This is a genomic window from Candidatus Nomurabacteria bacterium (assembly GCA_023898525.1).
Taxonomy (GTDB): domain Bacteria; phylum Patescibacteriota; class Minisyncoccia; order Phycocordibacterales; family UBA918; genus OLB19.
Genome location: CP060227.1, coordinates 570969 through 595862, shown reverse-complemented (window position 1 = coordinate 595862; position 24894 = coordinate 570969). Strand labels below are relative to the sequence as shown.

Below are 24894 nucleotides of genomic sequence, written 5' to 3'. Positions count from 1 at the left end.
GAGTGAAAGACTCTAAACAAAAAGAACGGTTAGTAATTTTAGATGCTCACGCGATTTTGCACCGCGCCTTCCATGCTCTACCTGACTTCACTGCCCCTAATGGCGAACCAACCGGTGCCTTATATGGAGTGGTAGCTATGCTACTTAAAATTGTGGAGGAATTTGACCCACACTACATTGTGGCTTGTTTTGATCTACCAGAACCAACCTATCGTCACGACGCTTTTGCTGACTACAAGGGTAAGCGAGAAAAAACTGATGATACTCTGGTGACACAAATCATTCGTTCTAGGGATATATTTACCGCCTTCGGTATTCCGCTTTATGAGCAGGCTGGTTTTGAGGCTGATGACTTGTTGGGAACGATAGCACACCAGACAAAAGATAGGTCCAATTTGGAAGTAATTATCGCCTCGGGTGATATGGATACGATGCAGTGTATTGAAGGTAAGCGAGTCCAGGTTTATACCCTCAAGAAAGGTATCAAAGATACAATTATATATGATGAAAAAGCGGTAAAGGAACGGTTTGGTTTTCCACCAAAGCTGATTCCTGACTACAAGGGATTGCGTGGTGATACGTCTGATAATATCCCAGGAATTGTCGGGATTGGTGAGAAAACAGCGACCGAGCTTATAACAAAGTTTGGCGACATTGATTCTATTTATAAAAAGTTAAAAAAAGACGAACCAGCTTTTCTTGAGGCGGGAATAAAACCGAGAATTATAAAGCTGCTCAAAGAAGGTGAGGAAGAAGCGCAGTTTTCAAAAATGCTGGCGACTATTCGTACTGATGTACCGGTCGAGTTTACTCTACCGACTGAGTCATGGCGAGAATCTATTCGGGTGGAGAAAATCGCAACACTCTTTAGTGAGCTTGGTTTCAAGACCTTAATGATTCGTTTGAAGAATGTACTGGGTCTTGAGGCCGATGTGTCTTTGGAAAACCAAATTCAAAATATCGATCAAAAAGAAGTGGTAGAAGCGGGAGTTTTACTGTGGCTTCTTGAGAGTGAAAGAACTAATTCTGGTTTAAATGACATTATTGATTATGGACGTGCTCGTTTTGAGACTAGTGATTTCCATAAAATAAAAAAACAATTGCTAAAGAATGTGAAAGAGACTGGACAGTTGTATTCTGTTTATGAAAAAATTGAGTTACCACTTCAAACAGTAATTGCCAACATGAATGCGGTGGGGATTAAGTTGGACTCTAACTATTTAGCACAGCTATCTAAAGAAATGCATACTGAGTTGGGGTCGTTACAGACTGGAATCTATGAAGATGCCGGAGTTGAATTTAATATCAATTCACCGAAGCAGCTGGGGGAAGTGTTGTTTGATAAACTGGGTCTCAAACCAAAAAATCAAAAAAAGACCGCTGGTGGACAACGGTCTACTAAGGAATCTGAGTTAGAGAAATTGAAGGATGAACACATAATTATTCCTAAATTACTTAGATATCGAGAACTACAAAAACTAGTCTCCACCTACATCGACACTTTACCAAATCAGGTGGCGGATGACGGGCGAGTGCACACTACTTTTTTGCAGACCGGTACTACCACGGGGAGAATTTCGTCGAAGGATCCAAATTTGCAGAACATTCCAATCCGCACCGAGGAGAGTCGGGCAATCAGACGAGCGTTTGTAGCGGATGAAGGGTTTACCATGGTCGGAATAGATTACTCGCAGATTGAGCTTAGGATTGCGGCGATTATGTCGCATGATGCTAAGTTGGTAGATATTTTTAGACGGGGCGAAGACGTTCATACCGGAGTTGCGGTCAGGGTGTTTGGAGTTAATGCGGATGAGGTTACCAGTGAAATGCGTCGCAAGGCCAAGGTGATTAACTTCGGTATCCTTTATGGTATGGGCGTAAACGCTTTGCGGACAAATCTGGGCGAGGAAACTTCCAGGGAAGAAGCGCAGAGTTTCTTGAATGCTTATTTTCATACTTTTACGCGCCTAGCCGAGTATTTAGAGGAAACCAAAGAATTTGCTAGAAACCATGGATATACCGAGACCTTGTTTGGTCGGCGTCGACATTTTCCTGGTATAAAGTCATCGGCTCCCTTTATTCGGGCGCGGGCGGAGCGTATGGCGATCAACGCGCCGATTCAAGGTACAGCGGCCGATGTAATGCGACTAGCAATGAATAATGTCTACCAATATCTGGAATCTGAAAATAAATTAGATGACGTGCGGATTTTGCTTCAGGTACATGATGAATTGGTCTTCGAAATTAAAACTGAATTAGTTGATACAATAGTACCGAAATTGGCAGAAATAATGGAGGGAGCCTTGGCGGAAAAAGAGACGCTTGGGGTACCAATCGCAGTAGATGTAGCAGTTGGTCCTAATTGGGCTGATTTAAAGGATGTTTAATATTCTTTGTGTATGTTTGTAGTGTTTTGTGGTAATGATCAAATTGAAGTGCGCAAACAGGCGCATCGGTATATTGATGAATCAATTCACGATGATCAATTAGTGATAAAACTGGAGGCCGATAACTACGAACCGGGACAATTAACCAACTTTACTCAGGCTAATGTACTTTTTGGCTTAACCCCGCTTTATTTGATAGATACCGCTTCTTTGCACAAAGATTTCTACGATGAACTTTTGGGGCTGCTGGATAACTTGGCTTCTGCACCCTCTACTTTTGTAGTGGTAGAAAAGGAGTTACTAGCTGCCGAAAAAAAGAAATTCGCTAAGCACGCCGAAAAAATAAATGAGTATAAAAAGACTAGTGATGCCAGGTTTAATCCGTTTGTGATGGCGGATGCCCTGGCTCGTAAAGATAAACGCCTGCTCTGGGTGTTGCTCCAAGAAGCTAGGCAAAATAACTTGGTAGCTGAAGAAATAATCGGCACGCTCTGGTGGCAACTAAAAACATTAAGACTTGCGGCGTTAACCTCATCTGCACAAGAGGCGGGAGTAAAAGATTATCCGTACAATAAAGCCAAGCAGGCGCTACGTAATTTTAAGCTAGGTGAGATAGAAAAAATTTCCGCCAAATTATTAAAGCTGTACCACGAGTCGCATGCTGGCAGGCGAGATATAGATATGGCTTTGGAGGAGTGGGTTTTGGGGATATGATATGGCTAGAAACAAGTAGCGATACAGTACATGATATCATTGAAGTATGTGTGAAATACTAAGGCGAGCGTTTCTTGATACGGAGTCAAAAACATTTTCTAGGACCGGTAACTTTTTGGCGGTTGTAACGATCGTTTCCATTTTGGCGGTTGTACTCGAAACAGTCCCGTCTCTTAGTGTGTATGAAAAATGGTTTTTATTGATTGAGTGGGTGGCGGTAATTATCTTTTCTCTAGAGTATTTAGGACGTCTTTTGGTAACTAAACCTAGGTACAGGTATGTATTTAGTTTCTTTGGAATAATTGATTTGGTGGCGATTTTGCCAACCCTTCTTGGTTTAGGTAATTTAACTTTTCTCAAATCAGCTAGAGCGATTCGTATAATTAGATTGTTGCGTATATTACGTCTGGCGAAAATAACTCGTAATCCGAAAGGTCAAGATATTGAAGAGTCTTTTGGTGTTTACGGGTTTAATATTTTGATATACGGAGCAACGCTCTTGCTGAGTTTGCTTGTAATGGGGACTTTAATTTATTTGGCAGAATCAGATACAGAATCGTTTGCAAGTATACCGGCTGGTATGTGGTGGTCTTTAAAAGTTTTTATGGGAGGTATGGCAGTGACTGTGCCTGACACTCAGTTTGGGGAAGTGGTGTATGTAGCGACGAGGTTTGTGGGGTTGCTATTGTTTGGATTGTTGGTTGGTGTGGTCGGGAATGTTTTTAGGTTGCTTTTGCTTAAGGGGAGGTAATTATTGTTTATGGACTTTCATGGAGCGAAAATAGCGATATTGATGGATGACAAAATATTGATGTATTTGCGTGATAACAAGCCGGGTCTTTTTAATGCTAACAAATGGGATTTTTTGGGTGGAGGCAGAGAGGGTGATGAAACACCGATCGGGTGTGTGATTAGAGAGGTAAAAGAAGAGATAGGTTTGTCTCTAGCAGAAGAAGCCATTGTTTGGGAAAAAATATATCCTGCACAAAAAGATCCCAATCAAAAAGCGGTATTTATGGTGGCTAAACTAGAAAAAGTGGATGTGGGTGAAATTAATTTAACCGAAGGGCAGAAGTGGAGATTATTTACTCAAGAAGAATTTTTTGAAAGAGAGGATGTGATACTTGCTTTGAAAGAGAGGTTTCGGGACTATATAGGTGTCTGTTGTTGAATTTATTGTTATTTTATACTATAGTCTCGGCAGCCACTTTCTTTTGAGGACAATAAAATGCTAATAAAAATATATAGTGCCGGTCAGCTTTTGGATAGGGTTCAGTGTAAAGAATCTAACCTGAAGAGGAAGATGTTAAGAATTAAAAGAAAATTGGAAAAAGGAAAGTTTAAAGTAGAAGCTGGTTTAGGTGAAGTTGTTACACGAGAACTATGTCTTGATATTTATTCAAATAATCCAAATTCTGATGGTTTTGAAATGAGGAGTCTAAAATGCTGACTCTCGGCCTTGAAAAACCGCCTTCAGTAGGTGGTTTTTTTATGACAGCAAAGCTGCCATAGGTGCCCTATGTTGTTGTAAGTCTAGGGTAGTTAGTTCAAAAAGTAGGGCTAGGCTGCGCCTTGAAGGCGCACAAATATTAAAACCCTCCGTTCGGAGGGTTTTAATATTTGTGCGCCTTCAAGGGCTCGAACCTTGGACCGTCTCCTTAAAAGGGAGCTGCTCTACCAACTGAGCTAAAGGCGCATATTTATCTTTTTGTGGGGACACTTTACCATATTATATCGGTAAATCAAATGCAAATACGCCGGCTCCAGTAATAAATAGAGATAAACCGATTCCAAAAAGTAAAATGTAGGCCAATCGGCCAGGGATAGTTCCGTGTTTTATGTGTTTGTGGAAGATTAAAGTTTTGATGGACAGGAGGATTAAGATAAGAGCGGCTATTTGCGTATACCATCCAATTATCAGCATTACACCAATAAGAATCTCGGTAAATATTAGCATCGCAGTAATAAATTTTCCGTGCGGAAAAATTGGTAATGCCAAAGTATAAAAAAGTTCTTTTCTACTTTTCCAGTGTTTGTAACCTAAGGTTAAAAGTACCAGTCCGGTTATGACTCGAAGTAAGAAATAGGCAAAGAGAGCTAAAAATTGAATTGGGAATGGATTCAGCATAGATTATTTGGTAGTGTAGCATGTATGAAACAAGTTGTGTTGTGTGATATACGTAGTCACTACAATGTTGGGGCTATTTTTCGAACCAGCGACGGGGCAGGGGTAAGTAAAATTTATTTGACTGGATTTACCCCAGCTCCAGAAGACCGGTTTGGCCGGAAGGTGCCGGAGATTAGTAAGACAGCATTGGGAGCCGAGGACTTTATATCTTGGGAAAAGGTTGAAGACGTGATTGGTTTAATTGAGAGACTAAAGAGTAAAGGGGTAAAAACTGTAGCAGTAGAACAGGCGGAGAATTCGGTTTCACTTCACGACTTTAAGGTTCCTGAAAAAGTGGTTTATATATTTGGTTCTGAAACAGAAGGTTTGCCGGAGGAAATACTCAATATGGTAGATGTGGTTTTGGAATTACCGATGCTTGGCCGGAAGGAATCTCTTAATGTTTCTGTTACAGCCGGTATTGTGTTGTATCATGTATAGGATGAGTCCAGGTTCACCATTATTTTTATACATAGTTAGTGGGGTTTTGTTGGGAATCGGGTTTGTTGTACCGACGCTTTGGGTAACGGTATTTATAGGTGTTCTCGTTTTTTTGGTAGCGGTCAGTCGGACAGAAACTTTAAAGTCGGCCTTACTTGGTAGCTTGATAACTTTTACCATCAAGGCTTTGTTTGCTACTTCCATGTATTGGAGCGCTTACCCTTTGTTGATTAGTGAAATCAGTTTGGGAAGAATTGAATTAATTATTATTGGTTTGTATTGGATGATTGTTTCTTTGGTCATTGGCTTTGGTGGTTTATTGGCTGGAGCCGGCTTGTGGTATTTGAAAAATAAACATCCAATCAAAGTTTTTTTGATTGGCCTACCGTTTATCTTGGTTTTAAGTGAATGGCTCGGAGCCTTTATGTTTTCAATTCTTACTTATGGTCCGGGGGGCTCGATCAACGCAGGCTACAGCTTAGGTCATATCGGCTATCTTTTGGGCGAGCATAGTGGTCTTATCTTGCTTGCGCAGTTTGGTGGTGTTTATGTTCTGTCACTACTGGCGGCGACGGTCGGGGGACTGGTTTGGTTTATTTATCACTCACAGTCAAAGATGTTTTTCTACTACACCTTGGCTTTTACAGTGATTGGTTTCGGGGCAACGGCTCACCTTAATTGGTTAAAAGTTGAGTCAGCTGAAGATAAAACAGTAGCTATTATAAATACTAAGTTTGGTGGCGGGTATCGTGACTCTTTAGAGCAGCAAGAATATGAGTTTGCTGCTGTCTCTAAAGCAGTGGCGGCGGCTTTGGAAACCAAGCCTGATTATTTGGTTTTACCAGAAGGGGTTGGACTAAATCCTCATAACCTTACCCCTAAAGCAGCTTATAATTTATTTCGTTTTAACTATTCTGACCCAGAAACGGTTGTGGTCTTCACTAGTACAGCCAAATTGAGTAGCGAAAAGCTTACTACGGTCAGATCTATTATTTATGACGGTAAAAATAAAACCAGTTGGTATGCTGACAAGCAGTACCTAACTCCACAAGGTGAATTCTTACCCTATCTCTATACCGGTTTTTTGCGACTATTTGGGCAGACTGACGTTCTGGCTCGAATTGATAAGCGGTCGTATTTCAAACCCGGTCCACAAGCTTCTCAGGTAGATTTTTCAGCTGATATTCCGGGAATATTATTTTGTTACGGTGTCGTGGATCCGGTGCGGGTAAGACAGGCGGTACAAGGGAGAGAAAATGTCCCCTTTGTTGCTCATCCGTTTTCTCATGCTTGGTTTCATGACTCAAAAATTCTTCGTTCTGAAATAGATAATATGCTCAAGATCCAGGCGGTCTGGAGTCGAGTGTCAATTATTAGTGCTGGCAATATGGGGGAAGGGGCACTGTATACTGCAGGGGGCAAGAAAGTTATTCCAGAAATAATTAAAGAAGATAAAGATTGGCAAATCGGAGCGCTTAATTTATAGCCAGTTCAGCTAACTCTTCTTGTACCACTTCAGCGTCACTCCAAACCGTCTTGGTGCCATTTGGTCCCATGATGTACGGGTCGGTGCCTTTGCCGGACACTATGACATAACCACCGCTAGGAGTCTTGTCAATTGCCACTCTAATCGCTTCTCGGCGATCCATAATTATTTCTAGTTTATCTTTGTTTTCGATACCTTTAGCCATTTGGTCTACTATACTGCGTGGGTTTTCGTCATAAGGGTCTTCATTGGTCAGGATAATCTGGTCACAATACTTATCAGCAATTGCTCCCATCTCCGGTCGTTTCCAGGTATCGCGTCCGCCGCCGGTATTGCCCAAAACACAGATTCTGGTGGTATCAGGAAAGGCTTGGTAGAGCTTTTCCAGCGAGTCGGTGGTGTGTGCGTAGTCGACAATCGCAGTGACATTTTTTGTAGCATTTTTGGGACTGGTGAATTTTTCTACTCGTCCGGCAATCTTGGGAATATTGCGAAGGGCTTTGTCGATGGTCATATAAGATATACCAAAACTTTTGGCTAAAGTAATAGCGGCTAATATATTGTATACATTAAAGAGACCAATCATTGGCACGCGAATGGTGGTGTCGCCAAAAACCAGACTGACACTATCGCGGTGTAGGGAGTATAAGGAAAGATCACCTAAGCTATACGGAAGTTTTTGCTCAACATCAAAGTTAAGAAAATCCTGACCGTGTTCGTCATCAATGTTGGCGACTATGTAGCGAGGTCGTTTAATTGAATCTTCTACTCGTTTGGCAATTGATAACTTGGCTTGTTTGTATTTTTCAAACGAACCGTGTGATTCAATATGTTCAGGACTGAGGTTGGTAAAAATAAGTGCGTTTAATTCTAAAAAGTTATGACGAAACTGCCGAGCTCCCTCAGAGGTAATTTCAATTACTGCATGCGAACAACCAGCCTCTACTGCCTGTCGCAAGAAACGTTGGACAAAAAAGCGACCAGGCATCGTCATTTTAAAAAGGTTGCGCTCAACGTCGTCACCAATTTTAAACTGAATAGTTGAAAGCGAAGCAACTTTGTGACCATTAGCTTCTAAGATGCGGGCCATAAGCTCGGTTACACTGGACTTTCCTTTGGTGCCAGTGACTCCGATTACAAAAATTTCTTTAGATGGATGTTTGTACCAACGGTCAGCTAGGTAGGCGAGGCTGTAGTGATAGTACGGTAAAATAAAGTCTAATAAGGGTTTCGGGATTAACTTTTTCAATAACAGTATGATACGTGACATACTATATAGTATACGAGTAATTGGTGTATTTGCCAAAAGATAATTTGTATGTATAAATACTCCCAGTCCTGTACAGCTCAGGTTTTTCAATCAAAAAGAAAGGAAAATAGATGGATATTCAGATAACGGTCGGTGTTGTTGTTTTAGCGCTAGTCTCTTTTGCTGCCTATAGATTTGCTAATAGAAATTTATTTGACAAAATACCGAGTAAGGAGGTATCAGTCCGGTATTTTGCCGCTACCTTTCTATTAATTTTCTGTGTATTGTTTGTTTATATTGTATTCTACATAATCGGTGCAGTCTTGTGGTTCATGTCCTATGTTGTTTTAGAATCTATGACTTGGCTAAAAGGAGCGGTTTTTTTTGGACTAATTTGATAAAAATGTTAAATAAAGTACTCGTGAATTTACCACGAGTACTTTTATATTGTGGTATCGTGATTTGTTTTAGAGTGGTTTATAACCTGATGAGGCTGTATCTAGAAGCTTTGTCTTTTTTTAATATGTAAATTTGTCGTTCAGTTGGTCGGTAATTAATAGTCAATTGTATTTACAGTATAGACCAGTATACTAAACGACGACGAATAAAAAATTCGTCATGTTCTTTGAAATTAACCAAAAATAAGGAGGCAATTATGCCTGTTGTGTATGGTTTTAAACGTAACAACAATCCGGTAAATGGTGACAATACCTTTGCTCTATATAATGAGAGTGATGGAACCATTACTTTTACCATCAAGCGTGAACCGGTGGGTGAGGCGACAAATCCTTACCAAATCACTTGGTTTAAATTGGATTGGTACCACTGGAACGGGCTGACTAGTAGTGACTACAGGATAGTTACAAAGCCACAATCAGACTCATTGGTCGATGGGTACTATTATTTTGCTAGTGGTCAAACTGAGTTCGATATAAAAATCGAACTCGTAAACGACTCCATCGATGAAAGTACTTTACTTGAAGGTCTTACAGTTGAAATAACTGATGTACAAGAATTGTCTCTAGATTCACATGTGGTGGCTAGCTCACAGCACGAGACTCTTTCTCCGATTACTAGTATTGGTATCGTTGATGATGATCGGACTCAGATTGGCTTGTGGGTAAATAACACCACCGGTAATGAAGGTGGTAGTGTTGGTTTTGTGGTAGGGGCAGAAAAGCCGGTACCCTATGACACGCTTGTCTATTTGCAAGTAAATCCATATACCACCACCGCCAGTATTGCTGATGGTTCGTGGTGGGTTAGTGGTGTTATTAGGGCTGGTGAGACTTCGGTCACAATCAATATTAAGACAGTTGATGATGGTCAGACCGATAACCGACGGATTGATGTTAAACTATTTTCTTATGATGATAATTTTGTCATTACCGACGGAACAGCCTATGGTACGGTGTATAACACTACACTGGTAGCGGAGACCTTACCTACGCTTTCTCTCTACGCCGGAGGTGATACCAATGAAGGTGACTTTACCACCTCTTACGCGGAGTTGGATAAAGCGGTCGGTCATGATGTGACCTTTACCGCCACCACCTACAAAGGCACGTACAATCAAGCTAATGTATTAGGTGCTGGTGGAGACTATGAAGGCTTTATCGACATAAGCTTCACTATACCGGCTGGTCAAACCAAAGTAGCGATTCCGGTAAAGACCATCCAAAACCCTGATTCTGAAGATTGGGCGGAGGAATTGTTTGAACTCGGAGTCAGTAACGTGCAAGGAGCCAATCTTGCTAACGATAAGGTGATGTTAAAAATAATTGATGTCGCAACGTGGGAGATAACACCGGCTATCACTAAAGCTGATTTAGCTACGCATGCAGAGGCTTTTAATAAGCTGGAGGCAGATGTGGGAACTACTTCTGCCGCTGACTTTGTGGGTGACAACCACCTACTTTCCTCTTTGGGTAAAACTATGGAAGCGGTGGGAGGTTTGCTTTCGCAGAGTTTTTTGAGTGCGGTTAGCTGGTTTTCTGCTAGTACTGCTTATGCCAGTGTTGGTGAATTGCCGGCTTTAGATTCTGTGCAAAACGAAGTAAATAAAGGCATCAGAATTAATAAGCAGGAGTTTGGCGTTTATACCCCGCCGGTAGAGTGGACAAGGGAGGATCTTGAAAGACCTGGTTTTTCTGATCTTGCTCTTCGGATCAACGATACTGTTGATGGTAAGGTGGTCATAGGGCAACCATTTGACTCACTAGCTATTGATGGGCATCGTTGGCAAGTGGTACAAGGTATGAGTGATGGGGGAAACGGTATGACTAGTCATATTACTGAAGGGAAAAGTACTCCGTCCGGATTACCGTCTTTTGGTCACCAAGAAGTTTCCTTAGATTACAATCTAACGGGAGGCTATTTACAAACTCCTGGAGTAGATCCGTACTTCTACGCCCAAGCTTCCGGTAAAGTGGTATCTTATATAGACAACACTACCGGTAATGGGCCAGGAGAACTGGGTAACTCAATTACCATCTTGCTTGACCAAAAAGCTACCATAAACGGAGAAAAGCATGATGTGTACATGACCTACGCTCACGCCAAGACCGGCTCTATTGCGGCTCAGTTTCCAGACAACTGGAAGGATGCTCATGTGGAAGCAGGTACTCCTCTAGGGATTGTGGGAGCTACTGGATTTGTGGAAGGTAAGCATATCCATGTTTCTTTTGGAACGGATACATATCGTGGTGCTGGTTTTGAGTGGGAAGGAAGCAAGAGTGTTACCAAAAGTGGTGCTGAAGATGTTCCGCACGAAATCACCACCAACATCCACGATCCTGAAGAAGGTGGTATTGCTATACCGGCGGTGTACTTAATCGGACTGGGTGATGTGCCGGTCGGCGACGGTCTCAATCTGCAACCTACCAGTCTAGGCAACATTGATTTTATCGGTCCGTTACCTATATCGGTCTATCCAATTATCGGCACCAAAGGTGACGATAACTTCATCGGTGAAAGCGGTGACAATCACTACTTTGGTGACGACGGAGTTGACACCATCACTTATAACAAACCTGTAACCGAGTTTAATACTCAGCTACATACTGACGGTGTTATTTCCGTATACAACATTGATTACGGAGTTGATATCTTGGAGGGTGTGGAAAGGATTGTCTTCAGTGATGGTTTGTATAACATCGTACCGGGTACCAATTCCGACGAGGTCTTGACCGGTACTGACAGCAATGATCTTTTTGCCGGTGGAGATGGTCACGATACTTTTTTTGGTAGCTTAGGTGATGATATTTATGTGGGTGGAGGTGGACCTGATCAGGTGGATTATCATGGGCCAAACTCTCATCGCAGTAACTTTACTTTCACTGAAAATGCTGATGCCAGTGTTTCGGTTGATAGTCCTTATGGTCACGAAACCTACATCGGTATTGTTGGTGTTTGGTTTCAGGATGAGCAAGTTTGGTATAACATGGACCAGCTGATATAGTTCTTCGCAGGTAAGTAGTTCTTTAAAAACCCCATAATCAGGTAACTGATTATGGGGTTTCTTTTTATACACTGTTGTGATACGGTTTCCATCATGAATAAAAACCACATCATCTTTCTCGTTATGTTGGCAGTGACCGCCGGTCTGGCCTTTATACTGTTTGATCAAGAAAAAACCAACAACATTCTTAATGATAAAACAGCTATATCAACCACCACTCAATACAAATCCTACACTACAGATCCTGAAAAGGAAGAATACATGATACCTAAGGTAGAACCAAAGAAGTATAGTGAACTAACTCCACTACCGGAAGACTTTGAGGAGTTTATTATTGCTAGTGGTACCGTGCGGTTTGGGTTACCTAAAGACTTAGGTTTGGTAAATACTGGCTCTAGTGACAATACTTATCATTATCAAACCAAAGATTATAACCAGATAATAGCCGCTGATCTTCAAGGTGAAGACGATTACGTGGTTACATCTGGATATCAGCTATTCGTCCAACTTAATTTAAGTTACGGAGACAAAGGGTACGGTTCTAGATGTTTATTAGCTATAAATCGTAAAACTTGTTATGAGACCGATCTTCTAGATAACTGGTACACTTACAGACTAAACGATAATTATTTTGAAGAAAATCTACAATATATATATATTGCACAGTCTAAAATATTCGGTAGTTTAGAGATGACACTCTATCCCCCCCAAACCGCCGACATTGAAGAAACAGAAGCTCTCTTTACCGAGATTCTTAAAACAGTGGAGCTGATAGAAGTAGTGAAAGAATAAGTCCAACTTCTCTTTTAAAAAATCGATCTAGAGATTTCTTTTTATACACTGTTGTGGTACGGTTTTCACTATGAATAAAGTATATATAGCTTATATTATAGTGATCGTGATTATTATGGGATTATTTGTTGTTATTTTTAATCACATAACTTTAAATGAAGTTGAAGAACATACAACAAATACCCATGATAGTGACTTTATAAATATTGATGATGAGAAGTCTAAACCAATTTCTGGACTAGTTGTGTTTACGGGAACATACACGATAATTGACTATAATGTTCCAGACAGAGATTTTGAATATAGTAAAAGTATTGATGAAAATGGCATATGTCACATGATTGAAATTAAAGAACCGTTTGGTGAAGAAGTTCTGTCAATTGTTGATCGTATTAAGCGTGGTAATGGAGTGTATTCCTTGAGTGAGACCGGTGGAGTATTATTAAATCTTCCTTGGCATGAGATACCGGAGAAAGATAAGGCGGTAATACAGTCATCTGTTGTTGATCCTATATCTCTACAGTTTCAGAAAAAGCCGGTGGGTGGACATGGTGTAGGTGCTTGTTATAGTTCTTACGAGTATATAGGTATTATTGAGTAATAATTTTACTCATAAGATTGTAAATAATATTTTGTTTTTGTGAACAAAAACCACATCATCTTCCTTATATCATTGGCGGTTATAGCCAGCTTGGCATTTATGCTGTTTGACCAAGAAAAAACAACAGACAATACTAAAAACCAACAAACAAACAATAGTACACAAAACCAAGCAACCACCACTCAATATAAATCCTACACTACAGATCCTGAAAAGGAAGAATACATGATACCTAAGGTGTCACCAAAGAAATACAGTGAACTCACACCACTGCCTGAAGACTTTGAGGAGTTTATTATTTCTTCGGGCACAGTGAGATTTGGGGTGCCGAGAGATATGGAGTTTATTCATGTCAGTTCAAGTACACACAAGTACTCACATCCATATCAGAGTAAATATTTATTTAGTACTCAAGATGTTTATGAAACTAGTGATTTTAAAACTAGGCAAGAACCCTTGTTTATGGATGGCGGATATATTGTTAAATCTGGCTATCGCTTATCTGTAGTGTATAAAGCCGATATCTTTCCCAACACTGGATTTAAGTCTCGGTGTGACAATCCAGCTAGTAGACCAGGATGTTTGGAAACAAATCTCTTGGAGGGTTGGTCTACATATAGAGAGAATCGGGGTTTTTTTGAACAAGAGGCTCAATATTCTTATGTTGCAGAACCTAAGAATTATCGAAATATTTTTATCTCACTATTGCCTCCCCAAACCGCTGACGTCGAAGAAACCGAAGCTCTCTTCACCAAAATCCTTAAGACGGTTGAGTTGATAGAACCGGAGGAAGAGTTTGATAAATACAAGACTGAAACATACAACGATATAGAAGGTGTATGGCTCAATCCACAACAGACCGGTGTTACTGGTCAGTGGTATGCGGTTGATGCTATGACTTTATTATAGTTATTTTGTTCTTTTTTGTGGTTATTTCTCCACTAGACACAAGTGTCTAGTGGTTTTTTGAAAAATCCTCTGTATTTCTACGGAATCGGGATTTGTTTTAAGACTTCTTGCACTAAAGTTTTTGTGTCATCGGATCCATTCATTTTAATTACATAGGAGCGGGCTTCTTTTGGGTCATAACCAAGCGTGATTAAAGCGTCGATAGCATCAATTTGGGCGGTCGATAACTGAGAGCTGGAAACGGCTGTGGCCGAAGCGGTGTTGGGTAATTGGTCTAGCTTACTTGATAAATAATTAACTATATTGATAGCAGTCTTTTTCCCTATGCCAGAGAGTTTGTGTAGTTGGTCAGCGTCTTGTTCGGCGGCGGTGCTATAAAGAAGGTTGATGTCGGCTTGGTTTAGTATAGCTAGCGCAGACTTGGGACCGACTTTGGGAATATTTAGTAAGAGTTCAAAGTAGGTAAGTTCGTCGCGGTCGGTAAAACCGTAGAGGTCAAGGGCGGTCTCGCGTACGGCGAGGTGAGTGTACATAAAGACAGTCTCGTCAGGGATAAACTCGCGCCGGCTGGTATTGGTAAAAACTTGGTAGCCAATACCATTTACCATTACTACTATGCTACTTTCTGAAATTGCCGTGATTTTACCTTCTAGTTGTCTAATCATATTAAGTGTATTGTACACAAGTCTTAAAAGGAAGGGAATGTTATATAATGCTGTCTAACCAAGGGCCTCTAGTCCAGTTTTGTAAGATACTTTCGATAACTTTCATCTTTTCCGGTCAAAACTTTTTCATGTTTTTCTCTAAAGGTTTTGGTTATAGTACCCGATTCACCATTACCGATTGGTCTGGCATCGATTTCTTTGACTGGTGCAATATATGAAGAGGTGCCACAAACAAAGATTTCGTCTGCGGTGTAGAGCTCGGTGAGGTCAACGGTTCTGGTTTGGGTTGGTATATTAAGCTCTTTAGCAAATTCAAGAATAGTGCGTCGGTTGATTCCTTCTAGTAAGTCAGAGGCGCTGTCTGGGGTAATGAGAGTGTCGTTGTTTACAATAAAAATATTGGCCGCACTTAGTTCACAAACATGACCGTGAGTATCGAGAAAAATACAATCATCGTAACCGCTGTCTAAGGCGTCTTGTTTGGCTAGGACTGAGTTTACGTAAGCTCCGTTCACCTTGGCGCGAGAGGGAATAACATAATCAGGAATTCTGCGCCAGACACTGGTCTTTAGCCGCATGCCGTCTTGGGGTACGATGGGTGTTGCTTCATAGATAAACATGCTCAGGCTGGTGTTTAGCCCGCGTGATTTAGTGCCTGGTACCAACTCATCAACGTGAACCGTGGCACGAACAAAAACATTGTCTTGCAGATTGTTAGCTTTAGCCAATTCTATTACTGTTTGCAAGAATTTCTCGTAAGTCCAGTTTAATTCAAAGGTGTCTATCCCGATGATGCGAGCGGAATTAATTAAGCGTCTGTAATGATCAGGTAGACGAAAGGCAGCTAAGCCTTCTGGTGTTAAGGATATCGGAAAGACAGTATAAACACTAAGACCGTAAAGTACGGCAGAGCTGGCGATGTTCAAGTTTGCGTTCCCGGTGTCTACAATCTGGTCTTTAAAGAAAGATTTTGGATAAAGTTTAGCCATATTACTTAAAGAGTAGCATTTCTTTGAGTGCTTGAGAATACTGGTCTGCGGGCAGGGTTTGGGTCAGTAAAAAGGTTGCTTTTTTGCTGTTAATGCCGTATAGTGCTGTCACTTAAATAAATTATATGCCGATAACAAAAGGAGCAAAAAAAGCCCATGTTCAGTCACTAAAAAAGCGAGTATTTAATATTCGTCGTAAGGGTGCCATGAACGATGTGGTGAAAGATGTCACAAAAGCTGTTACTGCCGGTGACGCCAAGAAAGCTAAGGAGCTATTACCAAAAGCTTACAAGGCGATTGACAAGGCTGCGAAAAGAGGAGTTATCAAAGATAATACCGCCGCTCGCAAAAAGTCACGACTAACAGCAAAAGTAAAGACTGTAAAATAAATAAAAGAAAAAACCAGCTGATGCTGGTTTTTTCTTTTATTTATAGACTCCTCACACTAGCATAAGTGTGAATTAAATAATTGCGCACATGCTAAAGTATTGCTAATATCTTTTTATGTACGACATTATAATCATTGGTGCCGGATCGGGAGGACTCAATGTTGCTTCTTTTATGAACAGTATCGGCCTTAAGGTGCTCTTAATTGATAAGAGTGCTGATCATATTGGTGGCGACTGTTTGAATACTGGTTGTGTACCTTCAAAGGCTTTGATACATGTGGCTAGAAAATTTAAAGAAGCCAAAGACGCATCCAGGTTTGGTCTAAAAACAGAGGGTGAAGTTAATCTTGATGAGGTTATGGCGTATGTAAAAAGTACGCAAGATATTATTCGAACCCACGAAAGTGCTGACCACTTTCGTTCTAAGGGTATGGATGTGGTCCTTGGTGAGGCGAACTTTGAATCAAAAAATTCGGTTAAGGTAGGCGATCAAGTGTATAAAGGAAAGAAGATAATAATTGCCACCGGCTCTCGACCGCGAACACTTTCAATCCCCGGTATAGAGGTGGTGCAGGAAGCAGGAAGATTGTTTACCAACGAAAATATTTTTTCTTTAACGTCTTTACCGAAAAGATTGCTGGTGATTGGAGCTGGTCCAATCGGGATTGAGCTTGGTCAAGCTTTTCGTCATTTTGGTTCTGCGGTCGATATGGTGACGATTGATGACAGAATACTGCCGCGAGAAGATGGTGATATTTCTTCTATTTTATTTGATCGTTTAATCAAGGATGGAGTTAATTTTCACTTCAATAAAAACTCATTGCGTTTTGAAAATGGAGACACTTTGGTGATCGAAGATAGGGATAACAAAACTAATGATACGATAACTTTCGATGCGGTTTTGGTATCAATTGGACGGGTGCTAAATACTGAATCTCTAGCTTTACAAAAAGCCGGGGTAGCAGTAAATGAGCGCGGCAAAATTGTGGTTGACGATTATTTGCGGACTACCAACAAAAATATTCTTGTTTGCGGAGACGTGGTTGGTCAGCATCAGTTTACCCACGCGGCGGAAATACACGCTGGAGTTATCATCAGAAACTTCTTAACTCCTTTGTTTAAGAATAAATTATCAACCGACGCGATTTCTTGGGTTACTTATACTTCTCCTGAGTTAGCGACTTATGGTTTGTCAGAAACAGAACTACAAAAGCGGGGGATTAAATACGCGGTGCTCGAATCTTCATTTGCTGAAGATGATCGGGCTATTACCGATGATGCTAGGTATGGTCATGCCAAAATGTTTGTTGAGACCAGTTCTAAGAAAATATTGGGTGGCACAATGGTGGCTCCTAATGCCGGAGAGCTGATCCAGGAATTAATCTTAGCAACCCAAAACGATTTGACCGTGAATGCTATTTTTAATAAAACCTATCCTTACCCAACCGCAGCAAGAATAAATAAGCGCTTGGTGGCAGAAGGTCAAAGACAACGCCTGACACCGAGAGTTAAAAGCATAATGCGGTGGTTGTATCGTTTGCAGGCATAAAAAAATAAAAGGCCGCCCAGCCCGTCATTTATGACGGGCTGGGCGGCCTTTTATTTTTTTATGCCTGATCCTTTGTCTTTTTATGATGACGGTGGACAAACCAAGCAATCAAACCAAAGAGAATAACGGTTGGAATGATCAAATAAGGATTCATTAATGATCCACCGAGAAAGATGTAGGCGGTTAAACCAGGAATTACACCGAGCAAGGTTGCGCCGATATAGCTACTGTAACGGATGGCGGAGAGTCCAGAAGCATAGTTAACAAAATCAAAAGGGAAAAGAGGAATCAGGCGCAAGGTTAAAACTGTTTCAAAGCCACAGCAGCGCAGTTTCTCATCGTATTTTTTGATAAAGGCGTTTTGGTTCTCTTTGACAAAGTTACGACCAAAGTAGCGGGCGGTAAAGAAGGCGACAGTAGCAGATAAATTTTCACCTATATATGTATATACCCAACCCATGACGGGTCCAAATAGAACCGCCGACAAAGGGGTCATAATTGAGGCTGGAAAAAATACTAAAGGTCTAATGGTATATGCGAGTATAAATACTAGTCCAGACCACCAACCTAGACCGGCTAGGTTGCTTTGAATGGTTTCAATCGATATGCCATGGCTTAGATAGTAGTAAATGGCGGCAAGTATTATTAAAATCCAAAGCGCACCAAGAATATTTTTTATGTTTAAATTAATGGGCATTTTGCTCTAGATTAAGAATCCATTAGTTTGATAATAGCCTTTACTTTTGGATGATCTATTAAAGGTGTGTAGCACATCATCTGGCCACAGCGCTTACCTTCGACTAAGCCCGACATTTCTAAGATGCGAAGATGTTGCGATACAGCTGACATTGAGGTATCAAGAATGGCAGCCAGTTCGCTAACACATAATTCCTTTTCTTCAGTTAGCATTTTGATAATCCGAAAACGATTTTTGTCGCCTAAAAGCTTGAAGGTTTCAATCAATATAACATCATCGACTGATGTGCTGAGTTTTTTTCGTAAGGCTTCAATTTTTTCTTTTTCTAACATAGTGATTTAATTACTTGCGTGATTACTAAAATATTAACATGGAAGGGTGTAAGTCTTCAAGAGGTGGGTGTATTATTGAGAATGATGATAGATAACAAAAAGTACAACCTACCGACCGCTATAGTAGTTTTTGGTGGAACCGGCGATCTAGCTCAGACTAAGCTTTTTCCAGCTTTACTTGATTTATATGTGACAGGAGCTTTACCAGATAAATTTGTAATCATAGGCTTGTCGCGTAAAATTCTGTCAGATCAAGAATATCGAGATTTTGTAAAAGAAAGTATCAACAAAAAAGGACATCAACATGACAGTGAGGCTGTGTCTGAATTTTGTAGTCACCTGCGCTACCTCGACGGTAGCTTTGACGACGACGAAGCCTACACCAAGATCAAAACAGCTTTGCTAAATTATGATACTGAAATAAAGCAATGCACCAATAAGTTGTTTTATTTAGCGGTGCCGCCACAGTATTACAATATAATTTTTGAACAATTAAACGATAGTCAGGCCATGGCGCTTTGTGACAATCATGATTCTTGGTCACGACTTTTGGTTGAAAAACCATTTGGTCGAGACCTGGAGACAGCTCAGGTTCTTGAAGACAAACTTTGCAATTTGTTTACTGATGAACAGGTGTACCGAATTGATCACTACTTGGAAAAAGATGCTATTGAAAATATCATCTCCTTACGTTTTGCTAACAGTATTTTGACTGATTCTTGGAATAAAGACAATATAGAATCAATTGACATTCGTCTTTTGGAAGAAAAGGATGTTTCTAATCGTGGATCATTTTATGACAACATAGGAACTTTACGAGACGTTGGGCAAAATCATTTGCTACAAATGTTGGCTTTGCTTACCATGTCTAAAGTCGACGTGCATGATGCAGCTTCAGTAAGGAAAGCCAGAGCCGAAGCCTTGTCTTCACTCTTGAGTCAGGGCCCGGATCGGGTAGTGCGAGGGCAATATGAAGGGTTCACTGAAACGTTGGGTGTGGAAGAGGATTCGGAGACTGAGACATATTTTAAGATCTCTTTTGTGGCTAAAGATTCTGAGTGGTCAGGAGTACATTTTTCGCTTGAGGCTGGAAAAGCTTTGGACAAAACTATTAACGAGGCAGTCATTACTTTTCGCTCAGCTGATAATTGTAACTGTGCGTATACGGAGGAAGTGCATCAGCACAAAAATGTACTCAAGATACAATTTGCTCTCGAACAACACATCTGTCTCTCAATGTGGATGAAAGAGCCGGGTTTCGAATTTTCTCTTAAAGAACAAAAGTTGGTGCTGTTGCACGAGAAGACTACAGATAGCTATTCACCCGAAGCTTACGAGCGAGTCTTGTATGACTGTATTTCTGGTAACCAAACTCGGTTTGTAAGTAGCGATGAAGTGGAGGCAGCTTGGCGTTTTGTGACTCCGATTATTGAGTCATTTAAAAATCTGCCGCTACTCAAATATCCGAAAGGAAGCAGTGGCCCAACTGATGCCAAATAGTATTTGTTAGCTAATATATTTATTTTTTATGAAAAAAGAAATTGGTTTTATCGGACTTGGTCGCATGGGTTTAAATATGACAGCTCTGTTGGTAGAAAAAGGTTATAGAGTAGTAGGGTTTGATCCAAACGAAGAAGCGCAAAAGGCCGCCAAAGCAGCTGGAGTGGAAGTGGTTGAGAATTATTCTGAGATGACGGCCGCTTTGCCCGAAGACAGGGTGGTGTGGCTAATGGTGCCGAGCAAACTGGTCGACAGTGTCCTTGATGAACTAATACCACTTTTGGCTAAGGGTGACACAGTGATTGATGGTGGGAATAGTTTTTATCAAGATTCACTCAGACGACATAAAGCTTTAGTGGAGAAGGAGTTGAATTTCTTAGATTGTGGTATGTCTGGCGGTATGGAGGGAGCTCGGTATGGAGCTTCGATTATGGTTGGTGGAAAGCCGGAAATATTCGCTGAACATGAACATATTTTTGAGACACTGGCAGCACCAAATGGGTATGCGCGAGTAGGTAATGAAGGAGCGGGACATTTTGTAAAGATGGTGCATAACGGCATTGAGTATGGCATGATGGGGGCGATTGCAGAAGGTGTGACTGTGTTACATGAACATGAAGAAGAGTTTGGTATTGATCTAAAAGAGGTGTTTAAACCCTATGAACACGAAAGTATTATAACGAGTAAGTTAGTGACCTGGCTTAGACAGGCTTATGAAGAAGGACAGATAGATGTGGTGGCTGGGGTGGTACCAACCGGTGAGACAGAATTTGAAATGGAACATATCCTGACTATAGGAGAGACAAAAGTCCTCAAGGCGGCCCTAGAGCAAAGAAAAGTTACTCGCGAAAAAGAGTCTTATTTAGGTAAGTTGGTAGCTTCTATGCGTAATCAATTTGGTGGACATAAGGTGGTAAACAAGGATTAATATGGAGGTTATCCGATCAAAAAATCCAGCCGAAGAAGCCGGCAAAGCGTTGCAACAATTGTTAATTAAATATAAAGATCAGTCTGTTCTACTCATGCTTTCTGGTGGCTCGGCTTTGACATTACTGGATCAAATAGCTGCAGAAAGTTTAAGTGAAAACCTGACACTGACAGTTCTGGATGAACGCTGTTCTTCTGACGAAAATATAAACAACTTCGCTCAAATAGAAAAGACAGAATTTTATAAACGGGCGTCAGGTAAAAAGGTAAAGACTATTTCCACCAAAGTTTATGATAACAATGGTTGCCAAGAGGTTGCAGAAAAGTGGGAGACTGAGTTGAGGGAATGGCGACAAGAGAATCCTTCCGGAATTATAATTGCTACGGTTGGGATTGGTCTAGATGGCCACACGGCCGGTATCATGCCGGGAGATTATGCTAATAGCTTTGCTTTGGGTAAGTGGGCGGTGTCATATGAAGTACCAAAAGAGGTAAATGAATACACTAAGCGTATCACCGTCACCCCAACTTTCATGATTGAACAAATTGATTTTGCTATCGTCTACGCAGCCGGTAAAGAAAAGCAGGTTATTGTAAAGAGGTTGGAAAACGATACCGATTGTAACCAAGGTTTGACACCAGTTTGCATCTTGAGAAAAATGAAGAGTACATGGTTGTTTACAGATATAGATACTGACTAGGACTCAAATAAAAATAGACTACTTGCGGTTAAATTTTCTATAACCAAGATAGGCTACTATGGCGATAAAGATACCGACATAGATTTGTATAGTTAAGTCCATATTGGGCATATAGGCTAGAATGAAAGCAAAAGGGGAGATACCAATAATTGTGGCGGCGGTATAAGTACTTAATTTCACGGTCGAAAATAATCCAATCGCATAACTTAAAATATCCACCGGTATCATCATGCGCAAGATGACAATTTGCCAAAATATTTGTTCATCACCAAAAATCTTTTCGTACCTAGAGATTTTTGATAGGTCAATGTACTTGCTTAATATTGGTCTGCCAAAGCGACGAGCTAACATAAAGGCGATTATTGCTCCGATTGTCCATGCTACTACACTTAAAAGCCCAGTGATAAAAGCCCCCCAAAGGCTGGTCGCAATCGGTATCAAAGGGACAGTTGTAATTGGGGCAGCTACAGTGGCGATTATTCCCAATAATACATAGATGAACATGCCACTGAAGCCAAAGTTCAAGTACGCTCCAAGTTCAGCACCAAAAGATTGGCTTACATATAAAGCTAGACCAAACAAAATGACTACAATGCCTAAGCCTATAAGGTCTGAATGTTTATCATGCACTCATTGATTAAAGCATATTTTTCAGAAGTACGTATAGTGTAGTAAAAAGGTGTAATCTTTGTATAATAAAGTTTATGAGTCGTGACTATAATAATGGTGAACGAAATAAACTGGCTTTAAATATTTATTTCGGAATGCGAGCCTTTGTGGCTTTGTCGGTGTTCGTTTTTCTTTTCTATGGTGAGTGGGAGTCAGCGGTTAGTGCGGTATTTATATTGCTGCTTATGATAACCCCTTCCTTCTTGCGGATGCAGTATCGTTTTTACATGCCGTTTGAACTCGATTTTGCCATCGTGGTTTTTATTTTTCTCTCTTTGTTTTTGGGTAGTCTAAATGATTTTTATGAAAAATTCTATTGGTGGGATACGGTGCTTCATTTTCAATCTGGCATATTGCTCGGGGTGGTAGGGTTTGTCATGGTTTATATTTTGAACGCCAGGCGATCAGATAAACTCACTATGAGCCCCGGTTTCATCTCAGTGTTTGCCGTTTGTTTTTCTTTAGCTTTATCTGTGGTTTGGGAAATTTACGAATATGCAGGGGATACTCTGTTTGGTTACACAATGCAAGAAAATGGCTTGCCCGATACTATGTGGGATTTTATCTTTAATGGAGCAGGCGCTATCATTGTTGCTACGATTGGTTATTACTGGATGAGGCGAAGACAGAAAATCCCGTTTGCACCAAGAATTTTAAGAAAATTTTCTGTAGATCATAACAACGATTCAGAACAGGTTGGTCAGCAGACATTGACAAAAATGTGATTCGTGTTATTATGAGTCATATATTTTTGTTATTTAAGGGGATGAAATGAGGATTATTTCTGTAATTCTTATAGTAGTTATTTTGACGTTTTGGGCGGTTACTGGTAAGTCTAGTATCAAATATGAAAGTGGCGGTCTAACAATCCCACTTCAGGTGACTTCTTATTCATTCTATCCATACAATATCCATACAATATCCATTCTGAAAAAGAATGGGAGTTTGTTGTAGATTCTCTTACTCGGCTAGTCTACAGCGAAGTCTGGGTTGATAAATGGGATCCTAACAGTTGGCCTGCGGTAACGTATACTGTATTGACCAGAATGTTCTCAGAAAAATTTCCAGATAGAATGATAAATGTCATCTATCAAAGAAATGAAAATCGCCCAGGTGATATAAAATGTCAGTACGATGGAGTGTGTACTGTGCAGTTCAGCGAGTTATTGCAACCAAAATATTTCAACAGATATGTTGAAATTGAAAAAGTTGTGGTAGATGTGTTGACTGATCGCATAGCAAATCCTTGTCCGGGTGCAGTTTTGTACTACAACCCAGACATTGTGGAGACTCCGCCAGAGTGGGCAAAGCGTGAATTCTTTGTCTGCAGAGCGGGGAGCCACCTCTTTTATTCTGAGGGGTAAAAACAGCAGTAACAAAAATATTGAGCCAGTTGCCATGTGCAGCTGGTTTTTTCTTTTCTTATATTTACCAATTTTTATGACAGCCGACCAAATGGTCGTCGACAATACCAATGCTTTGAATCGCTGCATAAATAATAGTGGAACCGACAAAATTCATACCGCGTTTTTTCAAATCCTTACTAATCTCATCTGAGAGCGGGGAAGTGGCGGGTACGTCCTCTTGCTTCGTCCAATTATTTTTGATGGTTTTACCGCCTGAAAAACTCCAGATATATTTATCAAATGACCCAAACTCTTTTTGTATTTCCATGAATACCTTGGCGTTTCTGATGGCTGACTGAATCTTTAGGCGGTTGCGGACTATCCCTTCGTTATTCATTAGTTCTTCAATCTTTTTTTCATTGTATTGAGCTACTTTTTGAACATCAAAATTATCAAAGGCTTGGCGGTAATTATCACGTTTACTCAAAATTGTCCGCCACGACAGACCAGCTTGGGCGCCGTCTAATATTAGTATTTCAAATAAATGTCGATCATCATGTACCGGCTTACCCCATTCGTTATCGTGATAATCAGCCATCAATGTGTCGTCTTCAGAAATATTCCAACAGCGCTTTTTTTGTTTATTCATGTTGAGTAACTACAGTTTCTAGTGTGCGTGACAGTATAACATTAACAGTAAATAAGAGTTTTTTTAGATCCGGGTTGGAGTCAATCAATTTCCCAAAAAAATAGGTAGTAGTGTTTACCTATCTACAGCAACGGTTTTGGGCGTGTGTACCGCTTTAAAACTTTGTCCCAGAAAATATACAAGTAAGGGACGCCTTGGTTGAGTAAAAATAACGAATCAAACAGAACAAAAGTAATATCGGTTGGTCTGATGTCAAATAGATAAAGATGAAGCCC

Annotated in this window: 26 protein-coding genes and 1 tRNA gene; 18 read left to right on the top strand and 9 right to left on the bottom strand. The window is 40.6% G+C overall.

Annotation, left to right across the window (positions count from 1 at the left end; all coding sequences use genetic code 11):
• Nucleotides 1-2: 2 nt before the first annotated feature.
• From H6779_02760 to H6779_02740, 5 genes are read left to right on the top strand one after another with little or no spacing between them, the layout of a single operon-like run.
• Nucleotides 3-2387 (top strand): hypothetical protein, encoded by a 2385-nt coding sequence (locus tag H6779_02760; protein USN87310.1) that lies wholly within the window; start codon nucleotides 3-5, stop codon nucleotides 2385-2387.
• A 12-nt stretch (nucleotides 2388-2399) separates the two neighbouring features.
• The gene (locus tag H6779_02755) at nucleotides 2400-3101 is read left to right on the top strand and encodes a hypothetical protein (protein ID USN87309.1); all 702 of its coding nucleotides are present in this window, start codon (nucleotides 2400-2402) and stop codon (nucleotides 3099-3101) included.
• A gap of 46 nt (nucleotides 3102-3147) precedes the next feature.
• A complete protein-coding gene (locus H6779_02750) occupies nucleotides 3148-3852 on the top strand; it encodes an ion transporter (GenBank protein ID USN87308.1) in 705 nt (234 codons plus the stop codon).
• Between the two features lie 9 nt (nucleotides 3853-3861).
• Nucleotides 3862-4272: an NUDIX hydrolase gene (locus H6779_02745; GenBank protein ID USN87307.1), complete on the top strand. Its 411-nt coding sequence runs from the start codon at nucleotides 3862-3864 to the stop codon at nucleotides 4270-4272.
• Nucleotides 4273-4329: 57 nt separating this feature from the next.
• Nucleotides 4330-4551 (top strand): hypothetical protein, encoded by a 222-nt coding sequence (locus H6779_02740; protein ID USN87306.1) that lies wholly within the window; start codon nucleotides 4330-4332, stop codon nucleotides 4549-4551.
• Nucleotides 4552-4724: 173 nt separating this feature from the next.
• Here the strand turns inward: H6779_02740 and H6779_02735 are convergent.
• Nucleotides 4725-4797: transfer RNA gene (locus H6779_02735), tRNA-Lys, on the bottom strand.
• 33 nt (nucleotides 4798-4830) lie between these two features.
• On the bottom strand, nucleotides 4831-5229 hold the full coding sequence (locus H6779_02730; protein ID USN87305.1) for a DoxX family membrane protein: 399 nt from the start codon (nucleotides 5227-5229) through the stop codon (nucleotides 4831-4833).
• Nucleotides 5230-5253: 24 nt separating this feature from the next.
• Between H6779_02730 and H6779_02725 the strand changes: the two genes are divergently transcribed.
• Nucleotides 5254-5709 carry a TrmH family RNA methyltransferase gene (locus tag H6779_02725; protein USN87304.1) on the top strand — a complete coding sequence of 152 codons (456 nt, stop codon included), beginning with the start codon at nucleotides 5254-5256 and terminating at the stop codon, nucleotides 5707-5709.
• Between the two features lies 1 nt (nucleotide 5710).
• A complete protein-coding gene (locus H6779_02720) occupies nucleotides 5711-7195 on the top strand; it encodes a hypothetical protein (GenBank protein ID USN87303.1) in 1485 nt (494 codons plus the stop codon).
• Here H6779_02720 and H6779_02715 read toward each other — a convergent pair.
• A complete protein-coding gene (locus H6779_02715; GenBank protein USN87302.1) occupies nucleotides 7185-8465 on the bottom strand; it encodes a UDP-N-acetylmuramoyl-L-alanyl-D-glutamate--2,6-diaminopimelate ligase in 1281 nt (426 codons plus the stop codon). The genes H6779_02720 and H6779_02715 overlap by 11 nt on opposite strands.
• Nucleotides 8466-9099: 634 nt before the next feature.
• Here H6779_02715 and H6779_02710 point away from each other — a divergent pair.
• From H6779_02710 to H6779_02695, 4 genes are all read left to right on the top strand, one after another.
• Nucleotides 9100-11904 carry a hypothetical protein gene (locus H6779_02710; protein ID USN87301.1) on the top strand — a complete coding sequence of 935 codons (2805 nt, stop codon included), beginning with the start codon at nucleotides 9100-9102 and terminating at the stop codon, nucleotides 11902-11904.
• A gap of 93 nt (nucleotides 11905-11997) precedes the next feature.
• Entirely contained in the window at nucleotides 11998-12696 is a 699-nt protein-coding gene (locus H6779_02705; protein USN87300.1) for a hypothetical protein, read from the top strand.
• Nucleotides 12697-12766: 70 nt separating this feature from the next.
• Nucleotides 12767-13297 (top strand): hypothetical protein, encoded by a 531-nt coding sequence (locus tag H6779_02700; GenBank protein ID USN87299.1) that lies wholly within the window; start codon nucleotides 12767-12769, stop codon nucleotides 13295-13297.
• 39 nt (nucleotides 13298-13336) lie between these two features.
• A complete protein-coding gene (locus H6779_02695) occupies nucleotides 13337-14206 on the top strand; it encodes a hypothetical protein (protein ID USN87298.1) in 870 nt (289 codons plus the stop codon).
• A gap of 77 nt (nucleotides 14207-14283) precedes the next feature.
• On the opposite strand, the gene ruvA is transcribed toward H6779_02695, so the two are convergent.
• Nucleotides 14284-14871: a Holliday junction branch migration protein RuvA gene (gene ruvA / locus H6779_02690; protein USN87297.1), complete on the bottom strand. Its 588-nt coding sequence runs from the start codon at nucleotides 14869-14871 to the stop codon at nucleotides 14284-14286.
• A gap of 68 nt (nucleotides 14872-14939) precedes the next feature.
• The gene (locus tag H6779_02685) at nucleotides 14940-15860 is read right to left on the bottom strand and encodes an aminotransferase class IV (GenBank protein USN87296.1); all 921 of its coding nucleotides are present in this window, start codon (nucleotides 15858-15860) and stop codon (nucleotides 14940-14942) included.
• Between the two features lie 125 nt (nucleotides 15861-15985).
• Here H6779_02685 and rpsT point away from each other — a divergent pair, with 125 nt between their 5' ends.
• Together rpsT and H6779_02675 are read left to right on the top strand one after the other, a co-directional pair.
• Nucleotides 15986-16249 (top strand): 30S ribosomal protein S20, encoded by a 264-nt coding sequence (gene rpsT / locus H6779_02680; GenBank protein USN87295.1) that lies wholly within the window; start codon nucleotides 15986-15988, stop codon nucleotides 16247-16249.
• A gap of 115 nt (nucleotides 16250-16364) precedes the next feature.
• Entirely contained in the window at nucleotides 16365-17798 is a 1434-nt protein-coding gene (locus H6779_02675) for an FAD-dependent oxidoreductase (protein ID USN87294.1), read from the top strand.
• 58 nt (nucleotides 17799-17856) lie between these two features.
• Here H6779_02675 and H6779_02670 read toward each other — a convergent pair whose 3' ends face one another.
• Both H6779_02670 and H6779_02665 read right to left on the bottom strand, forming a co-directional pair.
• Complete coding sequence (locus H6779_02670) at nucleotides 17857-18495, bottom strand: TVP38/TMEM64 family protein (GenBank protein ID USN87293.1); 639 nt, start codon at nucleotides 18493-18495, stop codon at nucleotides 17857-17859.
• Between the two features lie 11 nt (nucleotides 18496-18506).
• Nucleotides 18507-18827: a winged helix-turn-helix transcriptional regulator gene (locus H6779_02665; protein USN87292.1), complete on the bottom strand. Its 321-nt coding sequence runs from the start codon at nucleotides 18825-18827 to the stop codon at nucleotides 18507-18509.
• Between the two features lie 18 nt (nucleotides 18828-18845).
• Between H6779_02665 and zwf the strand changes: the two genes are divergently transcribed.
• From zwf to H6779_02650, 3 genes are read left to right on the top strand one after another with little or no spacing between them, the layout of a single operon-like run.
• Nucleotides 18846-20327, top strand: coding sequence for a glucose-6-phosphate dehydrogenase (gene zwf / locus H6779_02660; GenBank protein ID USN87291.1), 1482 nt, complete (start codon nucleotides 18846-18848; stop codon nucleotides 20325-20327).
• A gap of 28 nt (nucleotides 20328-20355) precedes the next feature.
• Entirely contained in the window at nucleotides 20356-21255 is a 900-nt protein-coding gene (gene gnd, locus H6779_02655) for a decarboxylating 6-phosphogluconate dehydrogenase (protein USN87290.1), read from the top strand.
• A 1-nt stretch (nucleotide 21256) separates the two neighbouring features.
• A complete protein-coding gene (locus H6779_02650) occupies nucleotides 21257-21955 on the top strand; it encodes a 6-phosphogluconolactonase (protein ID USN87289.1) in 699 nt (232 codons plus the stop codon).
• An 18-nt stretch (nucleotides 21956-21973) separates the two neighbouring features.
• Here the strand turns inward: H6779_02650 and H6779_02645 are convergent, their stop codons facing one another.
• Nucleotides 21974-22585, bottom strand: coding sequence for a TVP38/TMEM64 family protein (locus H6779_02645; protein USN87288.1), 612 nt, complete (start codon nucleotides 22583-22585; stop codon nucleotides 21974-21976).
• Nucleotides 22586-22659: 74 nt separating this feature from the next.
• On the opposite strand from H6779_02645, the gene H6779_02640 reads away from it, so the two are divergent.
• The gene (locus H6779_02640; GenBank protein ID USN87287.1) at nucleotides 22660-23349 is read left to right on the top strand and encodes a hypothetical protein; all 690 of its coding nucleotides are present in this window, start codon (nucleotides 22660-22662) and stop codon (nucleotides 23347-23349) included.
• Nucleotides 23350-23670: 321 nt separating this feature from the next.
• Nucleotides 23671-23988 (top strand): cell wall hydrolase, encoded by a 318-nt coding sequence (locus H6779_02635; protein ID USN87286.1) that lies wholly within the window; start codon nucleotides 23671-23673, stop codon nucleotides 23986-23988.
• Between the two features lie 64 nt (nucleotides 23989-24052).
• Here H6779_02635 and H6779_02630 read toward each other — a convergent pair whose 3' ends face one another.
• Nucleotides 24053-24619, bottom strand: a complete 567-nt coding sequence (locus tag H6779_02630) for a DNA-3-methyladenine glycosylase I (protein ID USN87285.1) — start codon at nucleotides 24617-24619, stop codon at nucleotides 24053-24055.
• Nucleotides 24620-24894 lie beyond the last annotated feature (275 nt).

Bases quoted from the DNA above. Each gene is read 5' to 3' on its own strand.
- H6779_02685 (USN87296.1), bottom strand. From the start codon at position 15,860: ATGGCTAAACTTTATCCAAAATCTTTCTTTAAAGACCAGATTGTAGAC.
- H6779_02650 (USN87289.1), top strand. From the start codon at position 21,257: ATGGAGGTTATCCGATCAAAAAATCCAGCCGAAGAAGCCGGCAAAGCG.
- H6779_02700 (USN87299.1), top strand. From the start codon at position 12,767: ATGAATAAAGTATATATAGCTTATATTATAGTGATCGTGATTATTATG.
- H6779_02635 (USN87286.1), top strand. From the start codon at position 23,671: ATGTTCTCAGAAAAATTTCCAGATAGAATGATAAATGTCATCTATCAA.
- H6779_02675 (USN87294.1), top strand. From the start codon at position 16,365: ATGTACGACATTATAATCATTGGTGCCGGATCGGGAGGACTCAATGTT.
- H6779_02740 (USN87306.1), top strand. From the start codon at position 4,330: ATGCTAATAAAAATATATAGTGCCGGTCAGCTTTTGGATAGGGTTCAG.
- H6779_02750 (USN87308.1), top strand. From the start codon at position 3,148: ATGTGTGAAATACTAAGGCGAGCGTTTCTTGATACGGAGTCAAAAACA.
- H6779_02730 (USN87305.1), bottom strand. From the start codon at position 5,229: ATGCTGAATCCATTCCCAATTCAATTTTTAGCTCTCTTTGCCTATTTC.
- rpsT (USN87295.1), top strand. From the start codon at position 15,986: ATGCCGATAACAAAAGGAGCAAAAAAAGCCCATGTTCAGTCACTAAAA.
- H6779_02630 (USN87285.1), bottom strand. From the start codon at position 24,619: ATGAATAAACAAAAAAAGCGCTGTTGGAATATTTCTGAAGACGACACA.
- H6779_02755 (USN87309.1), top strand. From the start codon at position 2,400: ATGTTTGTAGTGTTTTGTGGTAATGATCAAATTGAAGTGCGCAAACAG.
- H6779_02715 (USN87302.1), bottom strand. From the start codon at position 8,465: ATGTCACGTATCATACTGTTATTGAAAAAGTTAATCCCGAAACCCTTA.
- H6779_02720 (USN87303.1), top strand. From the start codon at position 5,711: ATGAGTCCAGGTTCACCATTATTTTTATACATAGTTAGTGGGGTTTTG.
- gnd (USN87290.1), top strand. From the start codon at position 20,356: ATGAAAAAAGAAATTGGTTTTATCGGACTTGGTCGCATGGGTTTAAAT.
- H6779_02710 (USN87301.1), top strand. From the start codon at position 9,100: ATGCCTGTTGTGTATGGTTTTAAACGTAACAACAATCCGGTAAATGGT.
- H6779_02745 (USN87307.1), top strand. From the start codon at position 3,862: ATGGACTTTCATGGAGCGAAAATAGCGATATTGATGGATGACAAAATA.
- H6779_02640 (USN87287.1), top strand. From the start codon at position 22,660: ATGAGTCGTGACTATAATAATGGTGAACGAAATAAACTGGCTTTAAAT.
- ruvA (USN87297.1), bottom strand. From the start codon at position 14,871: ATGATTAGACAACTAGAAGGTAAAATCACGGCAATTTCAGAAAGTAGC.
- H6779_02705 (USN87300.1), top strand. From the start codon at position 11,998: ATGAATAAAAACCACATCATCTTTCTCGTTATGTTGGCAGTGACCGCC.
- H6779_02665 (USN87292.1), bottom strand. From the start codon at position 18,827: ATGTTAGAAAAAGAAAAAATTGAAGCCTTACGAAAAAAACTCAGCACA.
- H6779_02725 (USN87304.1), top strand. From the start codon at position 5,254: ATGAAACAAGTTGTGTTGTGTGATATACGTAGTCACTACAATGTTGGG.
- H6779_02670 (USN87293.1), bottom strand. From the start codon at position 18,495: ATGCCCATTAATTTAAACATAAAAAATATTCTTGGTGCGCTTTGGATT.